Origin of the sequence: Bradyrhizobium sp. ISRA436, from assembly GCF_029910015.1 — a bacterium.
Taxonomy (GTDB): Bacteria; Pseudomonadota; Alphaproteobacteria; order Rhizobiales; family Xanthobacteraceae; genus Bradyrhizobium.
On record NZ_CP094519.1, the window covers coordinates 2,661,817 to 2,687,053 of the forward strand.

The window sequence follows — 25,237 nt, forward strand, 5'->3', positions numbered from 1 at the left end:
CCGATTGTAGCGCGAATGGAGCCAACGGGTCGCGCGAATGCGCGCCCGATGGCAGGCTTCATGAAACCCAGGAGTCTTTGATCCCAGACTTCGCCGCGCTGCTTCCGGGCTACGGGAGATCAGGCTGAGAAATCAGGCCGCCGGCGCGGACTGCTGCATACGGTGGAAGCGGAGCACCTGCTGCGCGGTCGAGGGCCGCAGCCGCTCGTAGGTGTCCTTGCAGGCCTGCAGGTCGGTCGGTTCGCCGCCCGAGATGTCGTCGCGCAGATTGATGATCGCCCGCACCGTCGACCACGACAGGCCCGATACCTTGGCGAGGATCATGACGCCCTCGGCGCGGGTTTCGATCATCATGTTCTCGGCGACGCCGACCGTGACATTGGCGAGCGCGGCGAGCGAGGCATTGGTCTCGTCGAACTTGCCGGCCTCGGCAAACGCCGCGAGCTGGAATTCGTCGAGCCGGCCGTCCTCGTAGAGAGACTTGACCAGGGCACGGGCGATGGTGGTGTCGCGGGTCACGGCCGCGGGGGCCGAGCGCGCGCGTCGCGTCGCTTCCTTCACCGCAATCGGGATCTCCTTGGCATGCTGCGGGTTGGCGGCCTCGAGCCGCTGCCGCACGGCGTCGGATGCCTTCGCGACCAGCTTGAGATAAAGGTGCCGCGGAATGCTCGGATGCAGGCCGACGCAGGTCGACAGGTTGTCGTCGCCCTCGGCGCGGCTGACCAGGCGGGTGAAGCCGCGTTCGGTGAATTCCGCGCCGGGATTGTTCACGGTGCTCTGGATCACCTCGTCATTGCCACGCAGCACCAGCACGTCGGTGACGGCGCCGCTCAGTGCTTTCCTGGTCGAGATGGCCAGGAGATGCGCCTGGCTCTTGCTGCGCGCCGTCTCGATCAGGGTGTCGTCGTCGACCCGCGCCGACTGCGCCAGCACCGGGCCCGCGACCTCGATCAGGTCGTCGAAGGCGAGTGTGCGGATCGTCTGCGGCGGCGCGGTGTCGATAGGGGCGAGCCGATTGGCGAGCAGAGCCCTGGCCGAGCTTTCGATGTGCTCGAGCAGACACTGGAAAACGTCGTCGAACAGGCCGATCTGCTCGTGCGAATAGTCCACCGAGCCGCTGATGAAGAGGTCGGTCACGCGACGCAACGTCTCGACACGGCGTGCGACGGGGCCGTGGGCGAGCGTCGCCTGCAGCTCGTCGAGCAGGCTTGCGGGGGCGGTCGCGGACTTCGAACTCATGACTCTATCCTGGAGCGATGGCGACGGTTTCTCCGGCGCCGCTTGCAGAACGGGGGCGATCAGGCACCTACAATGCGGTTGCGTCCCCGGGCCTTGGCCGTGTAGAGCGCGCCGTCGGCGCGCGCGAGCAACGTGTCGGCGCTTTCACGCGGCCGTAGCGTCGTGACGCCCGCAGAGATCGTCACCTGCATGCCCGGCGAGAACGCGCTCCAGTCGAGATCGGCGATGATCGCGCGCAGACGCTGGAGCGCGCGCATGGCCTGGTCTTGCGACAGGTCAGGCAGCACCAGCAGGAATTCCTCGCCGCCGTAACGTCCAAAGCGGTCGATGCTGCGGAGATTGGCGAACATGCTGATCGCGAAGGTGCGCAGCGCCTCGTCGCCCATCGGATGTCCGTAGACGTCGTTGACCCGCTTGAAATGGTCAAGATCGATCAGCGCGACCGCGCACGAGCTGCCGTTGCGGGTGCAGCGCGCGATCTCCTCATCGAGCATGCGCATGATGCAGCGGCGATTGAACGCGCCGGTCAGCTCGTCGAGCTCGGCGAGCTCCTCGATACGACGATAGGCCTCCTTGAGCTTTAAGCCGCTCTGATACAGCGATTGCTGCATCGAGCTCGAGAAGATGCCGAGGCACATGCAGCGTCCGATGGTCAGCGCGAACACCAGCATGGTGGCCAGGCGCTCCATCGTGGTGCCGGTCGGCATGCCGATCGGCTTGTCGGTTCCCAGGAGCAGCGCCGCCAGGCCCAACACCATGACGGTCCAGACGATGGCGGTCTGCCGCGCCGAGATGCGCAGCGCGCCAAAGCCGAACACGACGAACAGGTTGCAGAGAAAGAGCACGCCAACTTCCGGCGCGATGTAGGTGAACGCGAGCAGGTTCGCCATGTTGATGGCCGATTGCGGCGTGACCAGATAGTGGTCGCGGAAGCGCTCGTGGAAGCCGCGCTCCGAAAGCAGCACGTAAATTGCCACCAAAGCGAGGCCGGCCAGAGCATAGCTGGCCGCGATTTCGACCGTAGTGGTGCCGGCATGGGCGTAGATCAGCAGGACAACGGCATCGAGCAAATAGCAGCCGGCGATCATCGCCTGGATTTGGCGGCGTTGTCTGGCCCGGAGCGCCAGACGTTCAGCCGTCAGCTTGGGACGGTCGCCGTCCAGTGCGCCCGCGATCGGGCCGAGAAATGACGACGCAGCGCCGGCCATGGTCTCGCCATTGGTGAAATCCGGCAAAAATCTACCTGGGAAAGCCTTTAGGTTTGGTATCTTTTGGAGTCGAATCCGCTCCATTGGAATCCGGTCCTCGCCCTTGTTTCGTAAGGGAAATCCGTGTTGCCAACGGTGCCGCGAGAGGCCGCTCGGGCGCTCTCGCGTTGGGGGTGCAGACTGCAAGTGGCGCTGGCTTGCGGGTGAAGCCCTGGTAAGGTCGTGCCGGAGAGCGCGGTGTCAGAGAGGGTTTTCGTTATTATGATACCGTTTTTGGGGCCCCGATCGCTCCCAACGATTTTTTCTGCAGTCGGAAGTTCGTCTGTGGTGTAGATCACACATGCGGTTAGAGCATTGCCGTAATGTGAAGAATCTTGGCTTCCGCGTCGAACCGCGCGCCATCCCCTTTAGACCAATCTTGCGAGACGGCCATTGAGCGCGACACAGGCGGCTTCAGACGAAATTCTGATCGCCCGGATCGGCCAAGGCGACCGGCTTGCCATGCAGGTGCTGTACGGACGGCACCATGTCAGGGTGTATCGTTTCGGGCTTCGGCTCGTGCGGGACGAACAGGTGGCGGAAGACCTCATCAGTGAGGTGTTCTTGGACGTGTGGCGTCAGGCGGGCAAGTTCGAGGGTCGATCCGCCGTTTCAACCTGGCTCCTGGCGATTACCCGGTTCAAGGCGTTGTCCGCGCTGCGGCGCAGGAAAGACGCGGAACTGGACGATGAGGCCGCGAACGCGATCGAGGATACGTCCGACGATCCGGAAACGGTGGTGCAGAAGAAGGATACCGGTGAAGCGCTGCGCAAGTGCCTGACGGCATTGTCGGCGGAACATCGGGAGATCGTCGATCTTGTCTACTATCACGAGAAATCCGTGGAAGACGTCGCTGAAATCGTTGGCATTCCGCAGAACACCGTGAAGACGCGTCTGTTCTACGCGCGCAAGAAACTCGCCGAGTTGCTGAAGGCAGCCGGCGTCGAGCGAGGTTGGCCATGACGGCAGCGAACAGGAAGGTGCTGGATCAGGAGCCGGGCGATATCGAGCTGCTGCTGCCCTGGCACGCGGCCGGCACGCTGAACGCGCGTGACGCGCGCCGTGTCGAGGACGCGCTCGCCCGCGATCCCGAGCTAGCGAGGCAATATGCCGTGACCCGCGATGAATATGCCGAGACCATTCGTCTGAACGAGAGCCTCGGTGCGCCCTCGACGCGCGCCATGCAGAAGCTGTTTACAGCGATCGATGCCGAGCCGGAGCGCAAGCCGTCGATGGTGGCGCGCATGTCGGCCGGCATCTCGGAGTTCTTCGCGAAGCTGTCGCCGCGGACGCTGGCCTGGTCGTCCGCGCTCGGTGCGATCCTGGTGCTGTTGCAGGCCGGCGTGATCGGCACGGTGCTGATGCGGAGCCAGCCGACGTCGTTTCAGACCGCGTCACTGGACGAGGCCGACCGCGGCGTACCGGTCACCCGCGACCTCTCTAGCCCGGCGCCAACGCCACCGCAGACGGCCGAGCGCAGCGCGCCGTTGACCCGCGATCTCTCGGCTGCCCCGGCGGCCGCGCCGTCGCGCGTGCTGGTGCGTTTCACGCCGGATGCCAAGGTCGCCGACATCAGCGCGTTGCTGGACAGCTATCAGGCGTCGATCGTCGATGGCGCCAAGGGTGGGCTGTTCCGCCTGCAGTTCGGTAACCGCGCGATGTCCAGGGGCGACGTCGCAGCGCTGGTCGCCAGGCTGCAGAAGGAGAAGATCGTCAGCTTCGCGGCCGAAGCGTCGTAGGCTATCGGTTATGCGTTGAGCCGCATGTCAATACCAACAGCCGCGGGCAGGGCGGATGTCTGCGACGCCGGACAAACCGTCGCAGCAGCCGAAGGCCTTGCAGCATTCAATAACACTTCCGTGAGCCCGCGCGCAGGACAACGCAGCGCCATCGACGGCATGGGACAAATCCGCTGCAAATGATGCAAATCGCGCTGCTCCGCAGCGATTTTTCGGCGCTGAACGCGCTGGCTCACGCAGGGAACCTCGGGGCGAGAAAGTTAAAAAAATCGTCGAGGGTTTGAACGTCGGCGTTCCTGTCACGACTTATGTGTGTGGGAGCGGTTATCCCTCCCCGGCTATATCAGGCGCGAGCGCCCATCCACCCCAAGCGCCCATATGGCTTTGACCCGTCCGGTTGTCCCCCCGGACGGGTCTTTCATTTTGGGCATGCCCTGGACGGTGTTGACCCGATGCAGCTGGTGATCCCGGCATCGTTGTCACGCAAGCCCATGACCTCACTGCGGATCGAGCGAGAAACTCCTTAGTGGTTTAGTGGTGCGGACTTTCTTCGTCGACCTGAGGAGATTAGGAATTTAGTTAGACTTTATTTACCTTTTCCACAGAATATCTCCGTCACGTCCAGTTGATTCGGTTCGGTTGCGTCTGCGTCCGCCTTCTCTCTTTCCGGGCAAGTTGAATGACACATCGGACCGACGTGGCCAGGGGTCACGAGATTGTTGCGCGCTGGTGCAACCTTGCCGAGCAAAGGCTGGAACACCTCACCGAACTGTTCGAGACCGGGCGCTGGCGCCGCTATCACACCGAAGACGCCTTTCTCGAAAATATCAGGGAAGCCAGGGCGGCGGTCGACATCTGGCGCGAGCTTCTGTCGCGCGAGGCCTCGCTTGACAACTCGCCGATCGACCTGTCGTGGCTGGGGCGCGGACGCGCGAAATTGCCGCCGCGGGTCACCCTGTCCGCGCCGGACCGCGAGCCGGAGGTCCTGACCTTCGCGGAATCCACCATGACGGCCATGACGGCCGCGCTCGATACGGCGGCCGAGGTGCTGGAGGAAGCATCCGCCGTGAAGGATGCGCCGCCGCTCAAGATGCCGGCGCCGGTGCTTGATCTCAACGCGATCCAGGCGCGCTATCCGTTGCTACGCAACTCGTTCTAGCGCGTATCGCGCCTTAGCGCCGTACGGCGTTGGAGCCAACCATCAGCTGCGCATATTGCTGGGCGCCGCCGGCCGAGAGGTCGGTGGTCACGGCGCGGGCGTGATCGAGCCCGACCACCGCGCCGCGCGGCGTTTCCGAGATCATGTTGTTGTTGATCAGCGCCGTGCCCGCGCCCGGCACCACGGAGACCCCGACGCCGATAAAGGCGTTGCGGATCACGTTTCCGGTGATCGCGACGTCGCGTAGATACTTGCCCCAGCCGGCGATGATGCCGAACGACGGGGCGTTCTCGACCACGTTGCCGGTGACGGTGCTATCGGCCTCGACGTAGATGCCGATCCCGGCGTCATCGTCGGGCGCGGTGCCGATCGGACGCTTCGGGATCAGGTTCCGGATGATGTTGCCCTGGACCACCGCGATACGGCCGCCTTCGTTGAAGTTGCACACGGAGACTCCGACCGCGGCGCCATCGACGGTGTTGTTGGCGATGACGGCGGCCTCGAACGAGAATTCCGAGTAGAGCGCGACCTCGCGGACATTGCTGACGCTGTTATCAGTGATGTGGATGTTGGAGGCCGAATTGCCGCGCACCGCCGAATAGTCGCAGTTACGGATGCGGTTGCCGCGCACGATTACGTTGCCGGCGCGGAAGGCGTTGATGGCGTTGCCATACTGCCCTGAGCCGCCCGGGCCGGCCTTGATGTCCTCGATGCGATTGTCGGCGACGATGGTGCCGTCGTCGCCGATCGCAGTGCGCAGGATCTCGATGCCGTTGTCGCTGGTGCCCTTGATGGTGTTGCGCGCGACGATCAGGCCCAGCGCGTCGAACGAGACCAGCGCTGTGGTCGCGATGTCGGTGAAGATGTTGTTGCTGACATCGCCCGACACCTGCTCGAACCAGATGCCGTTGCCGCCGCTGCCTTTGAATTCGCAATCCCTGATGCGGATGTCGCGGCCGGCCAGGCAATGCACGAGGCCGCGCCGGGTCGGCAGCGGGATGTTGCCGCCGTCCAGGGTCAGGCCGGTGAGGCCGGCGCCGTCGGCGCCTTCACCCGAGAGCATCGACGCGCCGCCGGTGAAGGCCAGCCGGCTCGCGCCGCGCACACCGATCAACTGGCTGCCGGGCGCAAGCCGCAGCAGGCCGGTGCGGTAGACGCCGGGCGGGAACACCAGCGGCACCTGGGCACGTGCGCCCTCGTCGATGGCGCGCTGCAGATTTCGGGTTTGATCGTCGGGACTGCCGGGGCGAACGCCATATTGCGTGACATCGCGGCCGAGCGACCCGGCCGCTGGCGCCGCGCGCGCGGCGTCCGGCGACATCGCAAGCGCGCCGGCGACGCCGACGGCGGATGCTCCAATGAGATGACGGCGGTTGACGTCCATGCTGCATGGCCCTCGCAGACGCGAGCGATGACGTTCGCCCTTGCTACGTAGCGCGAAACGCGGCGCTGCATGGTGAATGGGCCGGCGGAACAGGGCAATTGTTGGCGGTAGGGTTAACCCCCGGTGCAGCGATCATGCATGCCGGTGAGCGTAGCCTGCCGGGTCAGTTTCACCAGCTCCATCAGCATCGCCTCGCCGGCATCGACAAGCTGTTCGAGCGCAATCGACGACATGCCACGCGCCGCCGTTCCGTCATGGGCGAGCGGCGGAACGTGGACAAATTGCGCAAGGTGAAGGCCACCGTTGCGGCCCACGGCCTCGATCGCGCGCCAGCTCAGATAGTTGCAGAGATAGCTGCCGGCATCGCGCGACAGGCGCGCGTCGATGCCGGTTGCAAGCGCGGCGCGCAGCAGCTTCTCCGAATGCGGCCCGAACATTCGGGCATCGGCGCCGTCGGCGATCGATCCCTTGCGCGCGTGCTGGCGGCCGGCATCGGGAAAGCGCGTGGTCACCGCGTTGCGGGCGCGGGTTTCGATCCGCAAATAGCCGGTGCGGCCGGCCAGCCCAAACATCAACAACGCCTGCGGGCGATGCGTTGCGAGCAGCTCCGGCAATTCGCGATCGACGGCAGCATAGGTGACATCGAAGATATGGCTCGTCAGCGCGGCGTCGTCGAAGGTCGGGCGGCGCAGCTCGGTCAGCCGCTTCACCAGCGCCATGGTCGGGTTGAACGGCGCGCCCGGGAACGGCCCGAAGCCGGTGACGAGGAGGCGCAGCTTGCCGCTCACCTCAGCATCTCTGCGATCTGTTCGGCGGCGAGCGCGGGAGCGATGCGGCCGTCGGCGACGTCGCTCTCCATCTTCTTCACCTTCGCCCGGATCGCGGCATCGGCGCGCAGTCGCGCCATCATCCGCCCCTCGAACATCGACCACATCCACTTCACCTGCTGCTCGCGGCGGCGGCTGGCGAACTCGCCGGAGGTGGCCATCGCGGCGCGGTGCTCGAGGATCTTCTTCCACAATTTGTCGAGGCCGGTACCCGACAGCGCCGAATAGGTTTCGACCGGCGGATGCCAATGCTCGGAGCGGGGCGAGAGGATGTGCAGCGCGCTGCGATATTCGGCCGCAGCGAGGTTGGCGCGCTTGATATTGTCGCCGTCGGCCTTGTTGATCGCGATCATGTCGGCGAGCTCGACGAGGCCTTTCTTGATGCCCTGCAGCTCGTCGCCGGCGCCAGGCAGCATCAGCGCCAGGAAGAAATCGGTCATATCGCAGACCGCGGTCTCGGACTGGCCGATGCCGACGGTCTCGACCAGCACCACGTCGAAGCCGGCCGCCTCGCACAACAGCATCGCCTCGCGGGTTTTCGCCGCGACGCCGCCGAGCGTACCCGAGGAAGGCGAGGGCCGGATAAAGGCCTGATCGGAGGCCGCAAGCCGCGCCATCCGCGTCTTGTCGCCGAGGATCGAGCCGCCGGTGCGCGCGGAGGAAGGATCGACCGCCAGCACCGCGACCTTGTGACCGTGCTCGATCAGAAACATGCCGAGAGCATCGATGGTGGTCGACTTGCCGACGCCGGGTGAGCCCGTGATGCCGACCCGCACCGCCTTGCCGGTGTCGGGCAGCAGCGCCTGCACCAGGTCGCGCGCCGCCGCCTGGTGGTCGCTACGGCGGCTCTCCACCAGCGTGATCGCTCGGGCAAGCGCAGCGCGCTGGCCGGCACGGAGCTGCCGGGCGAGGGCGTGGATGTCGGGAGAGACAGACTTCGAGGCGATCATGACGTTGGTTTACACCGGCCGGTCATCGCAGGCGAGAGGAACGCGTGTCAGCGCCGGCCAGGCTTGCTGAGGACCACTACTGCTGATCGTCCTCGTCGCTCCTCGGCCGAGCACCGGCAAAAATCTTTGTGCCTTCCGGCGTGAGATAGGGCTTCAGCGTCTCCCACGGCACGAAGACGACATATTGGCCTTCGGCATAGGGGCCGACGGCATAGGGCGGATAATGGAAGGTGAGGCCGGAGCTCTTGCCGGCTTCCGTCGACGGCGCCAGCGTCACGGCGCCGATTTTCAGCAGCGTCGGCTTGAGCTCCTTGTACCACTCGGCCGTTGCCGTCTCGCTTGCGCCGCGCTTCTTCTTCTCCGCGTTCAGCGCGCTGACGATGGCCTTCCGCATCGCCTTCAGGGTCGGACCATTGTCGGCGGTCTCAGTGAAGAAGGGGCGGATGCTGATGCGCTTCTTCTCGGCTGAGTCCCACAGGATGGTGTTGACATCGGAGTTCGGATGCGCGCCGTGAGTGTCCATATAGTCGTCGCGCAGGACGCTCACATAGCGGTTGTCGACCACGGAGCGCACGGAATATTTGCGCCCGAACGACCAGCCGCCGCGGTCCTTGAAGAACTCCGGTTCCTCCTTGCGGGCGGAAGCCGCCTCCGCCGCATTTTTGTCGATCCACTTCCGGCCTTCGGCCAGGCAATCGGCGGCAAGGGCCGCATCCGCCTTGATCTTGTCGTCGAGATAGACGTTGGCCTCAACGCTGTTGTTCTTGACCGATGCATCGGGCTTGGGATCGTCGGCACGCGCGGGAAGGCTGAGGCAGGCAAGCACGCCGGCAAGACATAGGATGCGGGCAGGCGTCGTGATGCGAGCGGCGCGCATGGAAAACTCCGTTCGGGACGGAGGCGGCAGAGCTACTCTGCCGCCTCGCTGTGGCCGAGCCGCGCGTTGAGCTTGTGGATCAGCTCCTCGGCGGCATCCGCGATCACCGTGCCCGGCGGGAAGATCGCCTCGGCGCCGGCCTTGTACAGCGCATCGTAATCCTGCGGCGGCACCACGCCGCCGACGATGATCATGATGTCCTCGCGGCCGTGCTTCTTCAGCGCGGCCTTCAGCTCCGGCACCGCCGTGAGGTGCGCGGCCGCCAGCGACGAGACGCCGAGAATGTGCACGTCGTTCTCGACCGCCTGGCGGGCGGCTTCGTCCGCGGTCGCAAACAGCGGCCCGATATCGACGTCGAAGCCGACATCGGCGAAAGCGGACGCGATCACCTTCTGGCCGCGGTCGTGACCGTCCTGGCCGATCTTTGCCACCAGGATGCGAGGACGGCGGCCTTCGGCCTCCTCGAACGCATCGATCAGGGCCTGCACCTTCCCGACCCGGTTGGACATGGTCGCTGCCTCTCGCTTGTAGACGCCGGTGATCGACTTGATCTCGGCGCGGTGCCGGCCGAACACCTTCTCCATCGCATCCGAAATCTCGCCGACGGTCGCTTTGGCCCGCGCCGCGTCGATCGCCAGCGCCAGCAGGTTGCCGTTGCCTTCGCCGGCCGCGCGGGTGAGCGCCGAAAGCGCCGCGTCCACGTCCTTCTGGTTGCGCTCCTTCTTCAGCCGCGCGAGCTTGTCGATCTGCAGCCGCCGCACGGTGGAATTCTCCACCTTCAGCACGTCGATGGGCTTCTCGTTCTCCGGCTTGTACTTGTTGACGCCGATCACGGCCTGGCGGCCGGCATCGATGCGCGCCTGCGTCTTGGCGGAGGCCTCCTCGATGCGCAGCTTCGGCACGCCGGCCTCGATCGCCTTCGCCATGCCGCCCAGCGCCTCAACCTCCTGGATATGGCCCCAGGCTTTCGCCGCGAGATCGCGGGTCAGCCGCTCGACATAATAGGAGCCGCCCCAGGGATCGATGATGCGGTTGGTGCCGCTCTCCTGCTGCAGGAACAATTGCGTGTTGCGGGCGATGCGCGCCGAGAAGTCGGTCGGCAGCGCCAGCGCTTCGTCGAGCGCGTTGGTGTGCAGCGACTGGGTGTGGCCTTGCGTCGCCGCCATCGCCTCGATCGTGGTGCGCATCACGTTGTTGAACACATCCTGCGCGGTCAGCGACCAGCCGGAGGTCTGGCAATGCGTCCGCAGTGACAGCGAGCGCGGATCCTTCGGATTGAACGGCTTGAGCAGCTTGGCCCACAACAGCCGCGCGGCGCGCATCTTGGCGACTTCCATGAAGAAGTTCATGCCGATCGCCCAGAAGAATGACAGCCGTGGCGCGAAGCGATCGACGTCGAGGCCGGCGGCGAGACCCGCGCGCAGATATTCGACGCCGTCGGCCAGCGTATAGGCGAGCTCGAGGTCCTGCGTCGCGCCGGCTTCCTGCATGTGGTAGCCGGAGATCGAGATCGAGTTGAACTTCGGCATCCGCTGCGAGGTGTAGGCGAAGATGTCGGAGATGATCCGCATCGAGGGCACCGGCGGATAGATATAGGTGTTGCGCACCATGAACTCTTTCAGAATGTCGTTCTGAATGGTGCCCGACAGCTTCTCCGGCGGCACGCCCTGTTCCTCGGCGGCGATCACGAACAGCGCGAGGATCGGCAGCACCGCGCCGTTCATGGTCATCGACACGCTCATCTGGTCGAGCGGAATACCGGCGAACAGCGTGCGCATGTCGTAGATGGAATCGATCGCGACACCGGCCATGCCGACGTCGCCGGAGACGCGGGGATGGTCCGAGTCATAGCCGCGGTGGGTGGCGAGGTCGAACGCCACCGACAGGCCCTTCTGTCCGGCCGCGAGGTTGCGGCGATAGAAGGCGTTGGAATCCTCCGCCGTGGAGAAGCCGGCATATTGGCGGATCGTCCAGGGCTGGTTGACATACATGGTCGGGTAGGGACCGCGCAGATAAGGCGCGATCCCCGGCCAGGTCTCGAGGAAGTCGATGCCTTCGAGGTCGGCTTCGCTGTAGACGGATTTGACCGGGATGCCCTCGGGCGTCAGCCACGGCTCGGCGTTCGTTGCGGGCGCTGCACCGCCGACCTTCTCAAAAGCGATATCGGCAAAATTTGGTATGCGGCTCATGTTGTCCATCATATCACTCGGATCGTCTTGCGACGCCCTCAATCATGGTCCGGATGCTGGTGGCTGACGATGGTCGCCATCTTCTCCGGGCCGTAATTCTGCATCGTGGTCTGGCTCGGCAGATTGGCAATACCAACCACCCAGCCGAGCCGGGACTCGCTTCCAAATTGCTGCGTCGGCACCACCCGGTCCGGCCGGTCGAAGGCGCCGGTCATGATCTCGATCCGCGGCCCGTCGATACGGCGGAAGCTCAAGGGTGTGCCGCAAGCCGCGCAGAAGTCGCGCTCGGCGATCGACGAGGACCTGAACGCGGCGGGCCTGCCGCGGGTCCAGGTGAAATCGTTGCGATCGACCTCAGCGAAGGAGGCGAACGGCGCGCCGGAGGCCTTCTGGCACATCCGGCAGTGGCAGATGCTGATCCGGGTTGGTGCTGTCGATACTGCAAAGCGGACGGCGCCGCATTGGCAGCCGCCGGTCAGAACGGGTTTTGATGGTGCTTCAGCCGTCATGCTTGCTCCAGCCGCCGATAGGCGTCGCGCAATGTCGCCAGCGCGTCGCCGCCGGCGAAGACGAACTCACCAATGCCAGCCGCCCGCAACGCCGCTTCCTGGTCGCCGGGCCGTCCTGCTAGATAGATATGCTTCGCTCCGGCTCCGTGAAGGGCCCTGGCGGCATCAGCCGCACGGTCGGCATAAACCTTGTCCGAGGAGCAGATGCAGGCCATTGCCGCGCCGGAGGCCTTGAAGGCCGTGGCCAGCGCCGCCGCGTCGGCAAAGCCCTCGCTGTCGATCGCCTCGATGCCGCCGGTCTCGAAGAAGCTCTTGGCAAAGGTGGCGCGTGCGGTGAAATCCGCCGCTGTGCCGAGATTGGCAAGGAAGATCTTTGGCCGCGCACCCTTCGCGTTCAGCGCCGCATCCGACCTGTCGCGCAGCGCTTCGAACGGTTCGGCAAGGCGCGTCGGCGCCAGTGCGTCGAACTTGATCGTCGCATCGGCCGGGGCGATCGGGAGTGAAGGTTTCACGTCCAGCACCGCGATGTCGGCCTCATGCAGGTTCGGGAACTCGCTGGCGCCGGTCAGCACGTCGCGGCGTTTCGCAACGTTGGCTTCGCGTGCCGTGCGGGTCGCGGCGACCTTGTTCTGGATCAGGCCTTGCTGGAGCCCAGCGAAGACGCCGCCGGCCTTCTCGATCTCCTGGAACATCGCCCAGGCCGCTTCGCAAAGCTGCGACGTCAGCGTCTCGATGCCGCCGGAGCCCGCCGCGGGATCGGAGACCTTTGCGAGGTTTGCTTCCTCAAGCAGGACCAGTTGCGTGTTGCGCGCCACGCGCCGGGCGAACTCGTCGGGCAAACCGAGCGCCAGAGTATGCGGCAGCACGGTGATCGCATTCGCGCCGCCGAGGCCGGCCGCAAACGTCGCCATGGTCGCGCGCAGCATGTTCACATTGGCGTCGCGCTGGGTCAGCATGCGCCACGCGGTCTGCGCGTTGACGAAGATCGGCTTCGGCGCAAGCCCGCAGGCCTGCTCGACCCGTGCCCACAGCCGCCGCAGCGCGCGGAATTTCGCCAGCGTCAGGAACTGGTCGGCGTCGGCACTGAGCCGGAACGAGATTGCGGTGCGCGCCGCATCGAGATCAATGCCGGCCGCCTCCAGCATGCGCAGATAGGCGAGCGCCACCGCGAGCGTGAAGGCAAGCTCCTGCACTTCGGAACCACCGGCGTCGTGAATCGGCCGGCCATCGGCCAGCACGAACGGTCCCTTGAAGCCACGCTTGATCAGCTCGCTGACGACCTTGCCGAACGGCTTCTCGTAATCGGCCCAGGCGGCAGCCGCGGCGCCCCGCACAGCGACCGTGCTGAGCGCCTGATAGTTGAAGTGAAGGTCGAGCTTGGCCGGATCGAACTTGCGGGCTTCTACGACGTCGGCAAACGTTTCGCCGGCGTTCTCGCGTCCGATCACCGGGTTGAGCGCGATCATGATGCCGGCGTCTAGATGGATGCCGTCGCAAACCTTGGCCAATGTCTGCTTGCTGGCGTCGGCGAGGCCGAAGCCGCGCGCGCCGGGACCACCTGCGAATTCGAATTCGAGGCCGGTCGCCCCGTTCTCGAGATCGTGCAGCGCCTGCACGTTGGCCTGCGCGGCATCGGGATGGTCGATCCGTTGCAGGATCCGCCAGGGGGCCGCGGCTGCGCGGCCGGCGATCGGGCCGGTGTTGGTGGCGCGGCGATAGATCGGATCGATCTTCAGTCCGTCATAGGTCTTGCCGACCAGTTTCTCGAACGACGCACCCTTCAGCACGCCGTCGACCAGCTTGCGCCAGTCCTCATAGGTCGCTGATTGAAAATCCGCTGCCAGCCGCAAATCGTCAGTCGTGGTCGTCATCCGCCCAAAATATCCTTCGCCAGCCCGCAAGGGGCCTCCTGATTTGGCCGGAAATTGCCACGGGCGGGCGGCCAAGCCAAACAGTTGTTTTGGGGAAATTTGACCTTAATCGAGGTCCGGCAGACGGAAAATACCGTCGGCGGAAACCTGGGCCAGCGCGTCGGCGACACGGCGGCCGGAGATCAGGCGATCGGGAACGATCTCGGCCAGCGGCACCAGCACGAAAGCGCGCTCGAACAGGCGCGGGTGCGGCAGGGTCAGTTCCGGCTTGTCCAGCTTGACGTCGTCATAGGCGATCAGGTCGAGGTCGAGGGTGCGCGGCCCCCAGCGCCGCTCGTTGGCGCGGTCGCGGCCGAACCTGGTCTCGATCTTGTGCAGCGTGAACAGCAGCGCATGCGGATCGAGGCTGGTCTCGATCTCAATGCAGGCATTGATGAAGCTTTGCTGCTGCTCCTCTCCCCAGGGCGGCGTCGAATAGTCCGACGAGCGCGCCAGCAGGGCGGCCTGCGCCATGCCGCAGATATTGGCGATGGCCTTGCGGAACGTCGTGCGGACGTCGCCGACATTGCCGCCAAGCGCGATCAGGACGCTAGCCATGGGACGGCGGATGCCGTGAGCGCGTCAACACCACGCCGACATCGTCGAAGATCGCGGCGATCGGGGCGTGCGGCTTGTGGACGGTGACCTTGACGGCCCTGATGCGCGGGAATGCACTGAGGATGTCGTCGGCCACCGCACCGGCGGCGCGCTCCAAGAGCTTGTAGTTCGTGTCCTTGAACGCCGACGTCGCGGTCGCCACCACGTTGGAATAGGAGACGGTGTCGGAAAGGCGGTCGGTGCGCGAGGACTCCGAGAGATCGGTATAGAGCTCGAGATCGATGACGAAACGTTGCCCGACCTCGGTCTCATGTTCCATCACGCCATGACGGGCATGGATGACGATCCCGGTGATGAAGATCGTATCGGTCATTGCTGTCCCTTGATTGCTGCAGCCACCCGCAGCGCCTGAACGGTTTCCGCGACGTCATGCGCGCGGATGATGCGGGCGCCATTCTGCGCGGCGATCAGATGCGCCGCGATCGAGCCGCCGATCCGCTCGCGCGGCTCCGACGGTACAACCGTGCTGATGAAGCGCTTGCGCGAGGCGCCGACCAGCACGGGCAGGCGGAACGCGTCGAGCTCGGAAAGCCGCGCCAGCACCGTCATGCTCTGCTCCTGCGTCTTGCCGAAGCCGATGCCGGGATCGAGCACGATGTGGTCGGACGCAATGCCGGCGCCGGCCGCAATGTCGAGCGAGCGGGTGAAGAAGGCCGCAATATCATGCATGATGTCGATCGCCGGATCGGCCTGCTCGCGATTGTGCATGATGATCACGGGCACGCCGCGTGCGGCGACGAGGGGGGCCATGCCGCTATCGCGCTGCAGGCCCCAGACGTCATTGGCGATCGCGGCGCCCTGGTCCAACGCCCAGGCCACGACCTCCGACTTCATGCTGTCGATCGAGACCGGTACGCCGAGCGCGATGACGTCGGCCAGCACCGGCTTCAGCCGCTTCAACTCGTCGTCCGCCGAGACTGGTTGTTGGGAGCCGTAGGGGCGGGTCGACTCCGCGCCGATGTCGATGATGTCGGCGCCGTCAGCGACCAGCTTGCGGGCCTGCGCCAGCGCCTGCTCGGGCGCGATGAACTGCCCTCCGTCCGAGAATGAATCCGGCGTCACGTTCAATATGCCCATCACGGCCGGATAGGGCTTGGACGGCAACGTCTGCAGCAGCGCGCGTCCGGCCAGGCCGGCTGCGGCTGACGATATGGGCTTGGTCGCCATCATGCGGTCGCTTTGCGCTGACAGCGCCGGCAAGTCAAGGCATGGCGAAGCAAGGCTGGCGCCGGCGGCGACCTGGAGCCTTCAGGCGGGCTAGTAGGTGATCTTGGGAGGCAGCTTGCGCGCCTGTTCGATGAGCAGCTCGACCGACTTCTCGGACGGCATGACGCGGACGAGCTTCCGCTTGAGGTTGGCGTCCTTCATGCTCTGCACCAGCCGCGACGGATTGCGGTGCGCGAGCTCGCGCACCGTGGTGACACCGGCGGCACGCATCAGGCCGACTTTCGCCCTGCCCATACCCGGAATCCGCATGTAGTCGGAGATGTTGGCCCATTCGAGCAGTTGCTGTTCGCTGATCCCGGTCGTGGCCGCGAGCGCCTTGCGTCCCTTGACGGTGCGGGCGGCTTCAAGCAGCGCTTCGGTCGTGCGGATACCCTGTGATTTCAGTTTTGCTGCGCAATAGGGGGACAGGCCGTCGATCTCGGAGAGGGGGTATGTCATGATACTCGTATGCAGGTAGAAGGGAGCGTATCCGCAAGGCGTGAGACGTGCTTCAGGCAAATTGGCTAAGGCCCGGCGTCCCCGAAATGATCTCGCCCATTTGATCAGCTCCGATTTTGTCGCGACCGAACACGAAAAGTTCTCGCGCGATTTTCTGAATCTCGCTCATGCTCAAGCCGAGCGCCATGAGTCGGGTGCCGACGGCCATCAGTCCGCCGTCCATCAACCGCGATAGACCACCGCTGTTGTTGGAGGCGGCGATTGCCGCTTCGGCGCCGGGGATTTGGTCGATGAGAGCCTGGACTTTGTCGGAAGGTCCCTCGTTACGGAGGAAACCCAGAACGATGCCGATGGTTTTTTCAGCGACAGCGCCATCGATGCCGGCCTTCGCGGCCAGCCGTCCAACCAGTTCGTCCATCTTGCCCCGCCTCATCCGGTTCTTGCCGGATATTTATTAACAATTCATCTTGAGCGTCTGCGCCACGAAATACAAGCGATCCGCGCATTTCAGTTTTCGATCGCATTGCAAGTGTTGCACCGATGCAAGAGTGAGCGCCGGATTCACGCCATCTTGTCGCAATGCGCACTCGTTTTCTTCGCGCGACAGGGAAGAAAGTATGAGGAACCTCGGAGCGACAATGTATGTCAGCGCACACTGACAGTTTCATTCGACCGGCAAGATGCAATATGATTGCTGTGGGTTCGGCAACCGAGGCCGATCTATCTTTGCGAAGAGACCAAGCGATGGCGACTTCCGACAACAAGCTGGCCGATACCGACGAGAAGATTTTTATCGGCAAGGGTGACGAGACAGCGTGGCTGACGCTCGCGCTGGCCAACCGGCACGGCCTCGTGACCGGTGCGACCGGAACCGGCAAGACCGTCTCGCTTCAAGTCATGGCGGAAGGCTTTGCGCGTGCCGGTGTCCCGGTCTTCGCGGCCGATATCAAAGGCGATCTTTCCGGCATCTCCGAAGTCGGCGAGGCCAAGGACTTCATTATCAAGCGCGCCCAGGAGATGGGGCTGACCTTCCAGCCCGACCAGTTCTCGACCGTGTTCTGGGACGTTTTCGGCGAGCAGGGGCATCCGGTGCGCGCCACCGTCACCGAAATGGGTCCGCTGCTGCTCTCGCGAATGCTCGATCTCAACGACGTGCAGGAAGGCGTGCTCAACGTTGCCTTCCGTGTCGCGGACGAGAACGGCCTTACGCTGATCGACATGAAGGATCTGCGCGCCTTGCTCGATGCGGTCGCTCCCGACGGGAGCAAGAAGGCCGCCGATGATGAGGAAGATCCGCTGGCGCCGCTCCGTAAGGCTGCGCAAAGCTACGGCAACGTGTCCAAGGCGACGGTCGGCACCATTCAACGTCAGCTTCTGGTGCTCGAGAACCAGGGCGGCACGAAATTCTTCGGCGAACCGGCGCTGACGCTGAAGGACTTCATGCGGACCGACCGCGACGGCCGCGGCATGGTCAACATTCTCGTCGCCGACAAGCTGATGCAGAGCCCGCGGCTTTACGCCACGTTCCTGCTCTGGATGCTCTCGGAATTGTTCGAGGAATTGCCGGAAGCCGGCGACCTGCCGAAGCCGAAGCTGGTGTTCTTCTTCGACGAGGCGCATCTGCTGTTCAACGATGCGCCAAAGGCGCTGATGGACAAGATCGAGCAGGTGGTGCGGCTGATCCGCTCCAAGGGCGTCGGCGTCTATTTCGTCACGCAAAATCCGATCGACGTGCCCGACAAGGTGCTGGCGCAGCTCGGCAACCGCGTGCAGCACGCGCTGCGCGCCTTTACGCCGCGCGACCAGAAGGCCGTTGCTGCGGCCGCGGAAACGTTCCGCCCCAATCCGAAGTTCAACACCGCGCGCGTGATCATGGAGCTCGGCAAGGGCGAGGCGCTGGTTTCGTTCCTCGAGGGCGGCGGCACGCCGTCGATGGTCGAGCGCATCCTGGTCCGGCCGCCATCGGCGCGGATCGGGCCGATCACGCCCGAGGAGCGCAAGGCGATCATGGATGCAAGTCCGGTGAAGGGCAAATACGACACCGCGATCGACGCCGAATCCGCCTACGAGATCATCCAGAAGCGTCTCGCCGCAACGGCGGCGCCGGCAGAAGGCGCGGAGGGCGGCGGCATCCTCGGCCATATCGGTGCGATCGCCGCCGCGATCTTCGGCACCAACGTCAAGCGTGGCCGGCTGTCGACCGGGCAGGTGATCGCGCGCAATGTCACGCGCTCGGTGACCGACAAGGTGGTTGGCGGCGTGGTTGCCGATCTCGGCAAGTCGGTCGGCGGCTCCGTCGGCGGGTCGATCGGGCGCGCGATCGTGCGCGGTGCGCTCGGCGGATTGTTGCGCAGGTAATATCCCGCGCCGGCGCGCCACGAATAAGGGCCGGCGCTTTGCCTCCGGCGGGCAGCGGGCTACAACCCGGTGCCACGTTCACCAAGAGGATGTCCGCGATGTCCAACGTCAAGCTGCAGCCGGTCCTCGACCGCATCGATGCCGATTTCGACAACAGTCTCGAGCGGCTGTTCACGCTCCTGAGGGTCAAGTCAATTTCGGCCGATCCGGCCTTCGCCAAGGACTGCAAGGCGGCCGCCAATCATCTTGCCGCGGATCTCGCAACGCTCGGCTTCCAGGCCGAGGTGCGGCCGACCGCGGGCCATCCGGCCGTGGTCGGCAAGTTCACCGGCAGCACCGACGGGCGCCCGCATGTGCTGTTCTACGGCCATTACGACGTCCAGCCGGTCGATCCCCTGAATCTCTGGCATCGTCCGCCGTTCGAGCCTGTGGTCACCGACCACGCCGACGGCCGCAAGATCATCGTCGCGCGCGGCGCCGAGGACGACAAGGGTCAGCTGATGACCTTCATCGAGGCGTGCCGCGCTTGGAAGACGGTGACGGGGTCGTTGCCGGTCGACATCACCGTCATCATCGAGGGCGAGGAAGAGGTCGGCTCGAAGAACTTCGTGCCGTTCCTTGAGGCGAACAAGGCCGAGCTGAAGGCCGACTTCGCGCTGGTCTGCGACACCGGCATGTGGGATCCGAACACGCCAGCGATCACGACCTCGTTGCGCGGACTGGTGTATGACGAGGTCAAGATCAAGGCCGCCAATCGCGACCTGCATTCCGGCGTGTTCGGCGGCGGCGCGCAGAATCCGATCCGCGTGCTGACGCGCATCCTCGGCGGCCTGCATGACGAGAACGGCCACATCACCATTCCCGGCTTCTACGACGGCGTGAAGGATCTGCCGCCGGACATCCTGGCGCAGTGGAAGCAGCTCAATCTGACGCCGGAAAGCTTCCTCAAGCCGATCGGCCTCTCGGTGCCGGCCGGCGAGAAGGACAGGCTCCTGATCGAGCAGGTGTCCTCGCGTCCGACCTGCGACGTCAACGGCATCGTCGGCGGCTACACCGGCGAGGGCTCGAAGACGGTGATCCCGGCGGAGGCATCGGCGAAAGTCTCGTTCCGCCTGGTCGAGGGACAAGACCCGGAAAAGATCCGGCAGGCGTTCCGCGACTACGTCAGGGCGCGCGTGCCGGCGGACTGCAAGGCCGAGTTCATCGACCATGCCGGCGCGCCGGCGATCGCGCTCGATTGGAACATGAAGCCGCTCGCGGCCGCCCGGCGTGCGCTGACCGACGAATGGGGCAAGGAGGCGCTCCTGATCGGCTCCGGCGCCTCGATCCCGATCGTCGCCGACTTCAAGCGCACGCTCGGGCTCGACAGCGTGCTGGTCGGCTTCGGCCTCGACGACGACAACATCCATTCGCCGAACGAGAAGTACGACCTCAAGAGCTTCCACAAGGGCATCCGCTCCTGGGCGCGAATCCTCGCGGCCTTCGCGGACGCCAAGTAGGGCGCGAAGCGCACAGCACCCGCCGAACGTAAAAACGCCGCCCGGAATTGGGCGGCGTTTGATTCCGATAGTGCAGAGGGTGTTGGAGCTAATCTACGCGAAGATTGTGAAAATTCAACTGCGGTAACCGGGATTGACCCGGTCGAGCCTGCGCAACAGCGGCGGCCAAACGAGCTGGGTCGAACGCAGCTCGGCGCGGTCGGGATTGGACAGCAGCTCGGTGTTCTTGTCGATCGCTTGCTGCTCGACCGGATACGCGATCGGGCCGAGCGCGCGGGTCGCCACCTGCATCGAGCAGGCCCGCTCCAGATGGTACATGCGCTCGAACGCCGAGGCGACCGAGCGGCCGACCGTCAGCGTGCCGTGATTGCGCAATAGCATGTGGTTCTTGTTGCCGAGGTCGCGCTGCAGGCGCGGGCGCTCGTCATGATCGAGCGCGATGCCCTCATAGTCGTGATAGGCAAGGTCGTGGGTGACGAGCTGCGCGGTCTGGTTCAGCGGCAGCAGCCCCTCGGGGCTGCTCGACACCGCGGTGCCGTCGATCGTGTGCAGATGGAGCACGCAGCCGGCGTCCTCGCGCACCTCGTGGATCGCCGAATGGATGGTGAAGCCGGCCGGGTTGATGCTGTAGTCGCTCTTGGAAAGCTGATTGCCGCCGAGATCGACCTTGACCAGGCTCGACGCGGTGATTTCGTCGAACATCAGGCCGTAGGGATTGATCAGGAAGTGATGCTCCGGTCCCGGCACTCGTGCGGAAATGTGGGTGTCGACCAGATCGTCCCAGCCATAGAGGGCAACCAGCCGGTAGCATGCGGCGAGGTTGATCCGCTGCTCCCACTCCGCCGCGCTGATATCCGACGGCACTTCCTTCAGGCGCGCTTCCGCTGGCGACATGGTCGATTTGCTCCGTTGATGGCTGCTGCTGTTCAAGGGAAGCCTAGCGTTGCGGCCTGAGCGCAGCAAGGCCGCGCTCCGGCGTGACAGTCATGCCGCCGTGTGACGGCTGGGGCATGATCGGAAACGATCATGCTCCAACACCGCGCCGACGCGCGATGGATTTGCTGTGAAGACCTCGGCCCTTAAGGAGCCGGGATCGTGAGCAGGCTCGAAATGCTGCGGCCGCGGATATCGTAGACGCGGGCGAACACCACGTCGTCGCGCTTGATCTCGACCAGCACGGGCGCGGCCAGGCCCTTGCAGTAGAACTCGCCGAGCGTCATCGCGAAGTCGGCGCCCTTGCTGTCCCAGCCGATCGTGAAGTCGGGGCCGAGCGCGACCTGGGCCGGACGTTGCGGACCGCAGACCGCGACTTTCCACTTGCGGTCCTGCGGCGGGACTTCTTGCCGCTCGGTCAACTGCTCGCGCAGCCCGTCGGACGCCTGCTTCAGCGCCAGACCCCAATAGTCCAGCATGAAGTAGTTGTCGGCGGTCCGCACCGTGCCGGCGATGTGGTTGAAGTGCGTGTACTGATACGGGTGCAGGCGGATCATTTCGCTGAGCGGCAGCAGCAGGCCGAACGCGAACACCGCGAGTGCGGCTGGCTGCCAGGCGCGGCGCTTTTCGCCGAGCCAATCGATGCCGCGGGCGAATGCGACGCCGGCCAGCACGGTCATCGGCGGGATCACGAAGATGAAATGACGGATGCCGTTGTAGAGCGCCGGCCGCTTCACCATCGCGATGACGAGCGGCAGCATCGCCGCCAGCATCAGCGTCAGCATGATGGTCTTGCGCCGCGCCGGCACCTCCTTGCGCGACAGCGACATGAAGGTGATGACGACAGCCGCGATCAGCAGCACCAGCAGCACCTCCGGAAGCTGCAGCGCGAACAGGGTCGGCAGATAGGACCACGGCATGTCCGGCACCGACACCAGCGCGCCGTCGAACATCTCCTTCCAGGGCTTCTCGAAGAAGTGCGAGAAGTAGGTCACCGCTTCCAGCGGATGTCCGGGCTCCATGATCGACCAGGGCCAGATCAGGCCCATCACGAGATAGCCGAACACGAGCCCCGGCAGCAGCACGTAGACCACATGCGCGAAGCGCCGGACGGCCTCGCGCGGGCCCTGGCTGCGGTACTCATCGATCCAGAGCGGGATGAATCCGATCGCCGCGTAGATCAGCGCGAGGCCGCCGAGGACCCGGCATCCGAGCGACAGGCCGGCGCCGAAGCCGACGATCAGGATCGTGCGCGGCGAGGGTGCCGGATATTCTTCCGCGAGACGAACGAGGCCCATTATCAGGAACACCATTGCTACGGCAAACGGCGCATCCTTCGGGTTCATGAACATGTGGCCGTAGAAGGTCGGGCACAGCGCCAGCAGCAGGAGCGCCGCCAGCCCGGCCAGCGGACCGCCGACGCGCCGTGCCAGCCGCCAGGTGACCGCAAGCCCGATCACGCCGACGATGGCGCCGAGCAGCCGGCGCGTCTCGAACAGCTCCAGCGGAATGACCTTGTGCAGCAATGCCGCCGCCATGTCGAAGCCGCCGCCATACATGTAGAGGTTGGCAAAGGACAGCGCACTGGTGTCCTTGAAGCCGGAACGGTACATGCGCAGCAGGAGATCGGCGTATTCGGCGTGGGTGTAGTCGTCCCAGCCCAGTCCGTAATCGCGAAAGGTGAGACCAGCGACGACGGCGACCACGCCGAGGACCAGGATGGCGAGATCGTCGCAGGTCTTTTCCACCGAGCGCCGCGCCGGCGTATCGATGGCAGACGTCGTGATGGATGACATGGCTATTGGTACCGGCGTCCCTGTGGCCCAGTTGGCGCTTTAGGGCCTCATTCCCCGGCGTCCATATAGCGCAGTTCCATTTCCAAGTAATTGGTAATTGTGGCGTAATTTCCCCGAAGCGTTGCAATAAATTAGCAGTATTTCGTAGGCAGTAGATTTACAGGAATCGCTGCCGGGAGGACCGGCGCCAGGCCTGACGGGAGGCCCGCACTGCCGGTTGTAATGAGATTTTCGGGAACTCTGTCCACAATTGGCGGTTGGCGGTGTGGGCAATATGACGGTATCGTGGCGTTGGTGGCCGCGCAGATTTTCATGCGGGCCGCCCGGGGGTTAGTTCGATGATGGTTGCTCTGTGGGTCGTCGGCGCAGGCCTGGTGTTGGCAGGCTTGGCGGCGATCGGCTTGGGAATTCCCTACAAGGAATTCAGTGTCGGCAGCACGTTGATCATGGCCGGCGTGACCGGAGTGTGCACCGGCGCCATCGTGCTGGCGATCGCCGTAGCCGTCCGGGAACTCCAGAACATCGCCCGGCGGCTTGGTACCGTTGCGGCGGGTGCGCAGCCCGAGCTCCCATTGCCGGCGCCTGCAATTTCCCCGCGCAGCCCGGGTGACATCCCTTTCCCGTCCCAGCGGGACCCCCACGCCGTGGCGCCTCCGCCGCTGGCGCCGTCATCGCCGGCTTCGTCCGCCCGGCCGCCGTGGCACGAAGAGATCGCCTCGCGCGGGTCCCCTGGCGAGGTGCCATCGCCCGCGCCTGCCGGCGCGGCTCCAGACGCCCCTCCGGCGCCGCCCAAACGGCGCAACCTGCTGTTTTCCTCGACCTCGCGGAAGGAGCGCGAGCGTACCCAGACCCGGACTGCCGAGCCACTGCCTCCGGACCTGTTGTCGCCGGAGCTTCGCCCGAATCCGGCTGAGGCCGGCGAGTCCTCACCCGCCACCTTCGACGATGCCTGGCCGAAAGCGGAGCGACCGCGGTCGGTCGATGTTGCTCCGCGGCGGGGCGCCCGCACGCCCTCGACTTTCGGAGAGGCCCAGGCCGCCCCGCCATCGGCTGCCCCGCCATCGCCTGGCCACCCGCCGGCGCCCCAGGAGCAGCCCCCGGTGACGGTGCTCAAGTCCGGTGTCGTGGACGGTATGGCCTATTCGCTTTATTCGGACGGATCGATCGAAGCGCAGATGCCCGAGGGCATGATGCGGTTTGCCTCGATCGACGAACTCCGGTCGCACCTGGAGCAGCGGCCTTAATTTGAGGCCAATACTTGCGGCAAGCCCGGTTTTGAACATAGACCATCGCCGTTCTTGTCAGATTCCCTGTAGTTCGCTCATATTCGCAAAGTAGTACGAGATTCTGCGGACGTATTGTTGCGGCCGGATACTGACCGGTCGGCACGCGGGTGCCGCGCCCTTCGAGAGCACAGGGAAGGTTGAGCCATGTCTGATACGTCGGGCAAGAGTCCGGTCGAACTGACGGCCAATATCGTGTCGGCCTATCTCAGCAACAATCCGACCCCGGCCTCGGATATTCCCAACCTCATCAGCCAGGTCCACGCCGCGCTGCTGCGCGTCTCGACCGGACGCAACGATGCGCCGCTCGAGCCGGCCAAGCCTGCGGTGTCGATGAAGAAGTCGATCACGCCCGAATATCTGGTGTGCCTTGAAGACGGCAAGCGCTTCAAGTCGCTCAAGCGTCATCTACGTACGCAGTACAACATGACGCCGGAGCAGTATCGCGACAAATGGGGGCTGCCGGCCGACTACCCGATGGTGGCGCCGAACTACGCGGTGGCGCGTTCGCAGCTCGCCAAGAAGATGGGACTGGGCCAGCAGGCGCGGAAGCGGAAGTAGAGCGTTTCCAGCGACGCGGACGCGGTCCGCGTGAAGGAAGCGTGGCTTACGCGGCGGACGCCAGCGCCTCGCGCGCATCGTTGCGGATGCGCTCGACCATCGACCGCAAGCCGTTGGACCGCTGCGGCGTCAGGTGGTCGCGGAAGCCGAACTCGTCGAACAGCGCGAGCGCATCGGTGGCCAGGATGTCCTTCGGCGTGTGACCGGAAAACAGGGTCAGCACGATCGCGACCAGGCCGCGCACGATATGGGCGTCGCTGTCGCCGAGATAGATCAGCCGCGGTTCGCCATCGGCGTCGCGCTCGATCCGCTTCGACAGCCAGACCTGGCTGACGCAGCCCTGCACCTTGTTCTCGGCCGAGTGCTCTGCCTCCGACAGGGGCTTGAGCGCACGGCCGAGCTCGATGACGTAGCGGTAACGGTCGTCCCACTCGTCGAGCAGCGAAAAATTGTCCCTGATTTCGTCGATCGTCGTCATTGCGGCCTGCGTTCCG

24 protein-coding genes are annotated in these 25,237 nt (G+C 65.0%); 7 read left to right on the forward strand and 17 right to left on the reverse strand.

The features are described from left to right. Positions 1 to 132 precede the first annotated feature (132 nt). Positions 133 to 1,239: a DUF2336 domain-containing protein gene (locus tag MTX23_RS12390; protein WP_280976921.1), complete on the reverse strand. Its 1,107-nt coding sequence runs from the start codon at positions 1,237 to 1,239 to the stop codon at positions 133 to 135. Between the two features lie 59 nt (positions 1,240 to 1,298). Next, entirely contained in the window at positions 1,299 to 2,447 is a 1,149-nt protein-coding gene (locus MTX23_RS12395; protein ID WP_280978058.1) for a GGDEF domain-containing protein, read from the reverse strand. A 432-nt stretch (positions 2,448 to 2,879) separates the two neighbouring features. Between MTX23_RS12395 and MTX23_RS12400 the strand changes: the two genes are divergently transcribed. The 3 genes from MTX23_RS12400 to MTX23_RS12410 all read left to right on the forward strand — a co-directional run bounded on the left by MTX23_RS12400 (position 2,880) and on the right by MTX23_RS12410 (position 5,384). Beyond that, positions 2,880 to 3,449: a sigma-70 family RNA polymerase sigma factor gene (locus MTX23_RS12400; RefSeq protein ID WP_280976922.1), complete on the forward strand. Its 570-nt coding sequence runs from the start codon at positions 2,880 to 2,882 to the stop codon at positions 3,447 to 3,449. After that, positions 3,446 to 4,225: a hypothetical protein gene (locus tag MTX23_RS12405; RefSeq protein ID WP_280976923.1), complete on the forward strand. Its 780-nt coding sequence runs from the start codon at positions 3,446 to 3,448 to the stop codon at positions 4,223 to 4,225. Before MTX23_RS12400 ends, MTX23_RS12405 begins: the two co-directional genes overlap by 4 nt. A gap of 679 nt (positions 4,226 to 4,904) precedes the next feature. Then, positions 4,905 to 5,384, forward strand: coding sequence for a TIGR03809 family protein (locus MTX23_RS12410; RefSeq protein WP_280976925.1), 480 nt, complete (start codon positions 4,905 to 4,907; stop codon positions 5,382 to 5,384). A gap of 13 nt (positions 5,385 to 5,397) precedes the next feature. On the opposite strand, the gene MTX23_RS12415 is transcribed toward MTX23_RS12410, so the two are convergent. The 12 genes from MTX23_RS12415 to MTX23_RS12470 all read right to left on the reverse strand — a co-directional run bounded on the left by MTX23_RS12415 (position 5,398) and on the right by MTX23_RS12470 (position 16,731). Next, positions 5,398 to 6,768, reverse strand: coding sequence for a TIGR03808 family TAT-translocated repetitive protein (locus MTX23_RS12415; RefSeq protein WP_280976926.1), 1,371 nt, complete (start codon positions 6,766 to 6,768; stop codon positions 5,398 to 5,400). Positions 6,769 to 6,881: 113 nt separating this feature from the next. After that, positions 6,882 to 7,556 (reverse strand): pyroglutamyl-peptidase I, encoded by a 675-nt coding sequence (locus MTX23_RS12420; protein ID WP_280976928.1) that lies wholly within the window; start codon positions 7,554 to 7,556, stop codon positions 6,882 to 6,884. Next, on the reverse strand, positions 7,553 to 8,545 hold the full coding sequence (meaB, locus tag MTX23_RS12425; RefSeq protein ID WP_280976929.1) for a methylmalonyl Co-A mutase-associated GTPase MeaB: 993 nt from the start codon (positions 8,543 to 8,545) through the stop codon (positions 7,553 to 7,555). Before meaB ends, MTX23_RS12420 begins: the two co-directional genes overlap by 4 nt. A 76-nt stretch (positions 8,546 to 8,621) precedes the next feature. Further along, the gene (locus MTX23_RS12430) at positions 8,622 to 9,422 is read right to left on the reverse strand and encodes an RsiV family protein (RefSeq protein ID WP_280976930.1); all 801 of its coding nucleotides are present in this window, start codon (positions 9,420 to 9,422) and stop codon (positions 8,622 to 8,624) included. A gap of 32 nt (positions 9,423 to 9,454) precedes the next feature. Beyond that, positions 9,455 to 11,611 carry a methylmalonyl-CoA mutase gene (gene scpA, locus MTX23_RS12435; RefSeq protein ID WP_280976931.1) on the reverse strand — a complete coding sequence of 719 codons (2,157 nt, stop codon included), beginning with the start codon at positions 11,609 to 11,611 and terminating at the stop codon, positions 9,455 to 9,457. A 38-nt stretch (positions 11,612 to 11,649) separates the two neighbouring features. Further along, on the reverse strand, positions 11,650 to 12,120 hold the full coding sequence (locus MTX23_RS12440) for a GFA family protein (protein WP_280976932.1): 471 nt from the start codon (positions 12,118 to 12,120) through the stop codon (positions 11,650 to 11,652). Continuing rightward, complete coding sequence (locus MTX23_RS12445; protein WP_280976933.1) at positions 12,117 to 13,991, reverse strand: methylmalonyl-CoA mutase family protein; 1,875 nt, start codon at positions 13,989 to 13,991, stop codon at positions 12,117 to 12,119. The genes MTX23_RS12440 and MTX23_RS12445 overlap by 4 nt, the downstream gene beginning before the upstream one ends. Positions 13,992 to 14,096: 105 nt before the next feature. Beyond that, entirely contained in the window at positions 14,097 to 14,588 is a 492-nt protein-coding gene (gene folK / locus MTX23_RS12450) for a 2-amino-4-hydroxy-6-hydroxymethyldihydropteridine diphosphokinase (protein ID WP_280976934.1), read from the reverse strand. Continuing rightward, on the reverse strand, positions 14,581 to 14,961 hold the full coding sequence (folB, locus tag MTX23_RS12455; protein WP_280976935.1) for a dihydroneopterin aldolase: 381 nt from the start codon (positions 14,959 to 14,961) through the stop codon (positions 14,581 to 14,583). The genes folK and folB overlap by 8 nt, the downstream gene beginning before the upstream one ends. Beyond that, positions 14,958 to 15,818: a dihydropteroate synthase gene (folP, locus tag MTX23_RS12460; protein WP_280976936.1), complete on the reverse strand. Its 861-nt coding sequence runs from the start codon at positions 15,816 to 15,818 to the stop codon at positions 14,958 to 14,960. Before folP ends, folB begins: the two co-directional genes overlap by 4 nt. Positions 15,819 to 15,905: 87 nt before the next feature. Further along, positions 15,906 to 16,313: a DUF4332 domain-containing protein gene (locus MTX23_RS12465; protein ID WP_280976937.1), complete on the reverse strand. Its 408-nt coding sequence runs from the start codon at positions 16,311 to 16,313 to the stop codon at positions 15,906 to 15,908. Positions 16,314 to 16,365: 52 nt separating this feature from the next. Next, positions 16,366 to 16,731, reverse strand: a complete 366-nt coding sequence (locus MTX23_RS12470) for a DUF2267 domain-containing protein (protein ID WP_280976938.1) — start codon at positions 16,729 to 16,731, stop codon at positions 16,366 to 16,368. Positions 16,732 to 17,057: 326 nt separating this feature from the next. Here MTX23_RS12470 and MTX23_RS12475 point away from each other — a divergent pair, with 326 nt between their 5' ends. Next, positions 17,058 to 18,671: a helicase HerA-like domain-containing protein gene (locus MTX23_RS12475; RefSeq protein ID WP_280976939.1), complete on the forward strand. Its 1,614-nt coding sequence runs from the start codon at positions 17,058 to 17,060 to the stop codon at positions 18,669 to 18,671. 98 nt (positions 18,672 to 18,769) lie between these two features. Further along, positions 18,770 to 20,170, forward strand: a complete 1,401-nt coding sequence (locus MTX23_RS12480; RefSeq protein ID WP_280976940.1) for a M20/M25/M40 family metallo-hydrolase — start codon at positions 18,770 to 18,772, stop codon at positions 20,168 to 20,170. A gap of 114 nt (positions 20,171 to 20,284) precedes the next feature. Here MTX23_RS12480 and MTX23_RS12485 read toward each other — a convergent pair whose 3' ends face one another. Together MTX23_RS12485 and MTX23_RS12490 are read right to left on the reverse strand one after the other, a co-directional pair. After that, the gene (locus tag MTX23_RS12485; protein ID WP_280976941.1) at positions 20,285 to 21,064 is read right to left on the reverse strand and encodes a class II aldolase/adducin family protein; all 780 of its coding nucleotides are present in this window, start codon (positions 21,062 to 21,064) and stop codon (positions 20,285 to 20,287) included. 185 nt (positions 21,065 to 21,249) lie between these two features. Next, the gene (locus MTX23_RS12490; protein WP_280976943.1) at positions 21,250 to 22,899 is read right to left on the reverse strand and encodes a glycosyltransferase family 39 protein; all 1,650 of its coding nucleotides are present in this window, start codon (positions 22,897 to 22,899) and stop codon (positions 21,250 to 21,252) included. A gap of 338 nt (positions 22,900 to 23,237) precedes the next feature. On the opposite strand from MTX23_RS12490, the gene MTX23_RS12495 reads away from it, so the two are divergent. Then, positions 23,238 to 24,143: a DUF308 domain-containing protein gene (locus tag MTX23_RS12495; RefSeq protein ID WP_280976944.1), complete on the forward strand. Its 906-nt coding sequence runs from the start codon at positions 23,238 to 23,240 to the stop codon at positions 24,141 to 24,143. Between the two features lie 186 nt (positions 24,144 to 24,329). Beyond that, a complete protein-coding gene (locus MTX23_RS12500) occupies positions 24,330 to 24,743 on the forward strand; it encodes a MucR family transcriptional regulator (protein ID WP_280976945.1) in 414 nt (137 codons plus the stop codon). Positions 24,744 to 24,789: 46 nt separating this feature from the next. Here the strand turns inward: MTX23_RS12500 and MTX23_RS12505 are convergent, their stop codons facing one another. Then, a complete protein-coding gene (locus tag MTX23_RS12505; RefSeq protein ID WP_280976947.1) occupies positions 24,790 to 25,221 on the reverse strand; it encodes a SufE family protein in 432 nt (143 codons plus the stop codon). Positions 25,222 to 25,237 lie beyond the last annotated feature (16 nt).

Coding starts and splice junctions, on each gene's coding strand:
- MTX23_RS12390 (WP_280976921.1), bottom strand. CDS start 1,239: ATGAGTTCGAAGTCCGCGACCGCCCCCGCAAGCCTGCTCGACGAGCTG.
- MTX23_RS12395 (WP_280978058.1), bottom strand. CDS start 2,447: ATGGCCGGCGCTGCGTCGTCATTTCTCGGCCCGATCGCGGGCGCACTG.
- MTX23_RS12405 (WP_280976923.1), top strand. CDS start 3,446: ATGACGGCAGCGAACAGGAAGGTGCTGGATCAGGAGCCGGGCGATATC.
- MTX23_RS12410 (WP_280976925.1), top strand. CDS start 4,905: ATGACACATCGGACCGACGTGGCCAGGGGTCACGAGATTGTTGCGCGC.
- MTX23_RS12415 (WP_280976926.1), bottom strand. CDS start 6,768: ATGGACGTCAACCGCCGTCATCTCATTGGAGCATCCGCCGTCGGCGTC.
- meaB (WP_280976929.1), bottom strand. CDS start 8,545: ATGATCGCCTCGAAGTCTGTCTCTCCCGACATCCACGCCCTCGCCCGG.
- MTX23_RS12430 (WP_280976930.1), bottom strand. CDS start 9,422: ATGCGCGCCGCTCGCATCACGACGCCTGCCCGCATCCTATGTCTTGCC.
- scpA (WP_280976931.1), bottom strand. CDS start 11,611: ATGAGCCGCATACCAAATTTTGCCGATATCGCTTTTGAGAAGGTCGGC.
- MTX23_RS12440 (WP_280976932.1), bottom strand. CDS start 12,120: ATGACGGCTGAAGCACCATCAAAACCCGTTCTGACCGGCGGCTGCCAA.
- MTX23_RS12445 (WP_280976933.1), bottom strand. CDS start 13,991: ATGACGACCACGACTGACGATTTGCGGCTGGCAGCGGATTTTCAATCA.
- folK (WP_280976934.1), bottom strand. CDS start 14,588: ATGGCTAGCGTCCTGATCGCGCTTGGCGGCAATGTCGGCGACGTCCGC.
- folB (WP_280976935.1), bottom strand. CDS start 14,961: ATGACCGATACGATCTTCATCACCGGGATCGTCATCCATGCCCGTCAT.
- folP (WP_280976936.1), bottom strand. CDS start 15,818: ATGATGGCGACCAAGCCCATATCGTCAGCCGCAGCCGGCCTGGCCGGA.
- MTX23_RS12465 (WP_280976937.1), bottom strand. CDS start 16,313: ATGACATACCCCCTCTCCGAGATCGACGGCCTGTCCCCCTATTGCGCA.
- MTX23_RS12470 (WP_280976938.1), bottom strand. CDS start 16,731: ATGGACGAACTGGTTGGACGGCTGGCCGCGAAGGCCGGCATCGATGGC.
- MTX23_RS12475 (WP_280976939.1), top strand. CDS start 17,058: ATGGCGACTTCCGACAACAAGCTGGCCGATACCGACGAGAAGATTTTT.
- MTX23_RS12480 (WP_280976940.1), top strand. CDS start 18,770: ATGTCCAACGTCAAGCTGCAGCCGGTCCTCGACCGCATCGATGCCGAT.
- MTX23_RS12485 (WP_280976941.1), bottom strand. CDS start 21,064: ATGTCGCCAGCGGAAGCGCGCCTGAAGGAAGTGCCGTCGGATATCAGC.
- MTX23_RS12490 (WP_280976943.1), bottom strand. CDS start 22,899: ATGTCATCCATCACGACGTCTGCCATCGATACGCCGGCGCGGCGCTCG.
- MTX23_RS12495 (WP_280976944.1), top strand. CDS start 23,238: ATGATGGTTGCTCTGTGGGTCGTCGGCGCAGGCCTGGTGTTGGCAGGC.
- MTX23_RS12500 (WP_280976945.1), top strand. CDS start 24,330: ATGTCTGATACGTCGGGCAAGAGTCCGGTCGAACTGACGGCCAATATC.
- MTX23_RS12505 (WP_280976947.1), bottom strand. CDS start 25,221: ATGACGACGATCGACGAAATCAGGGACAATTTTTCGCTGCTCGACGAG.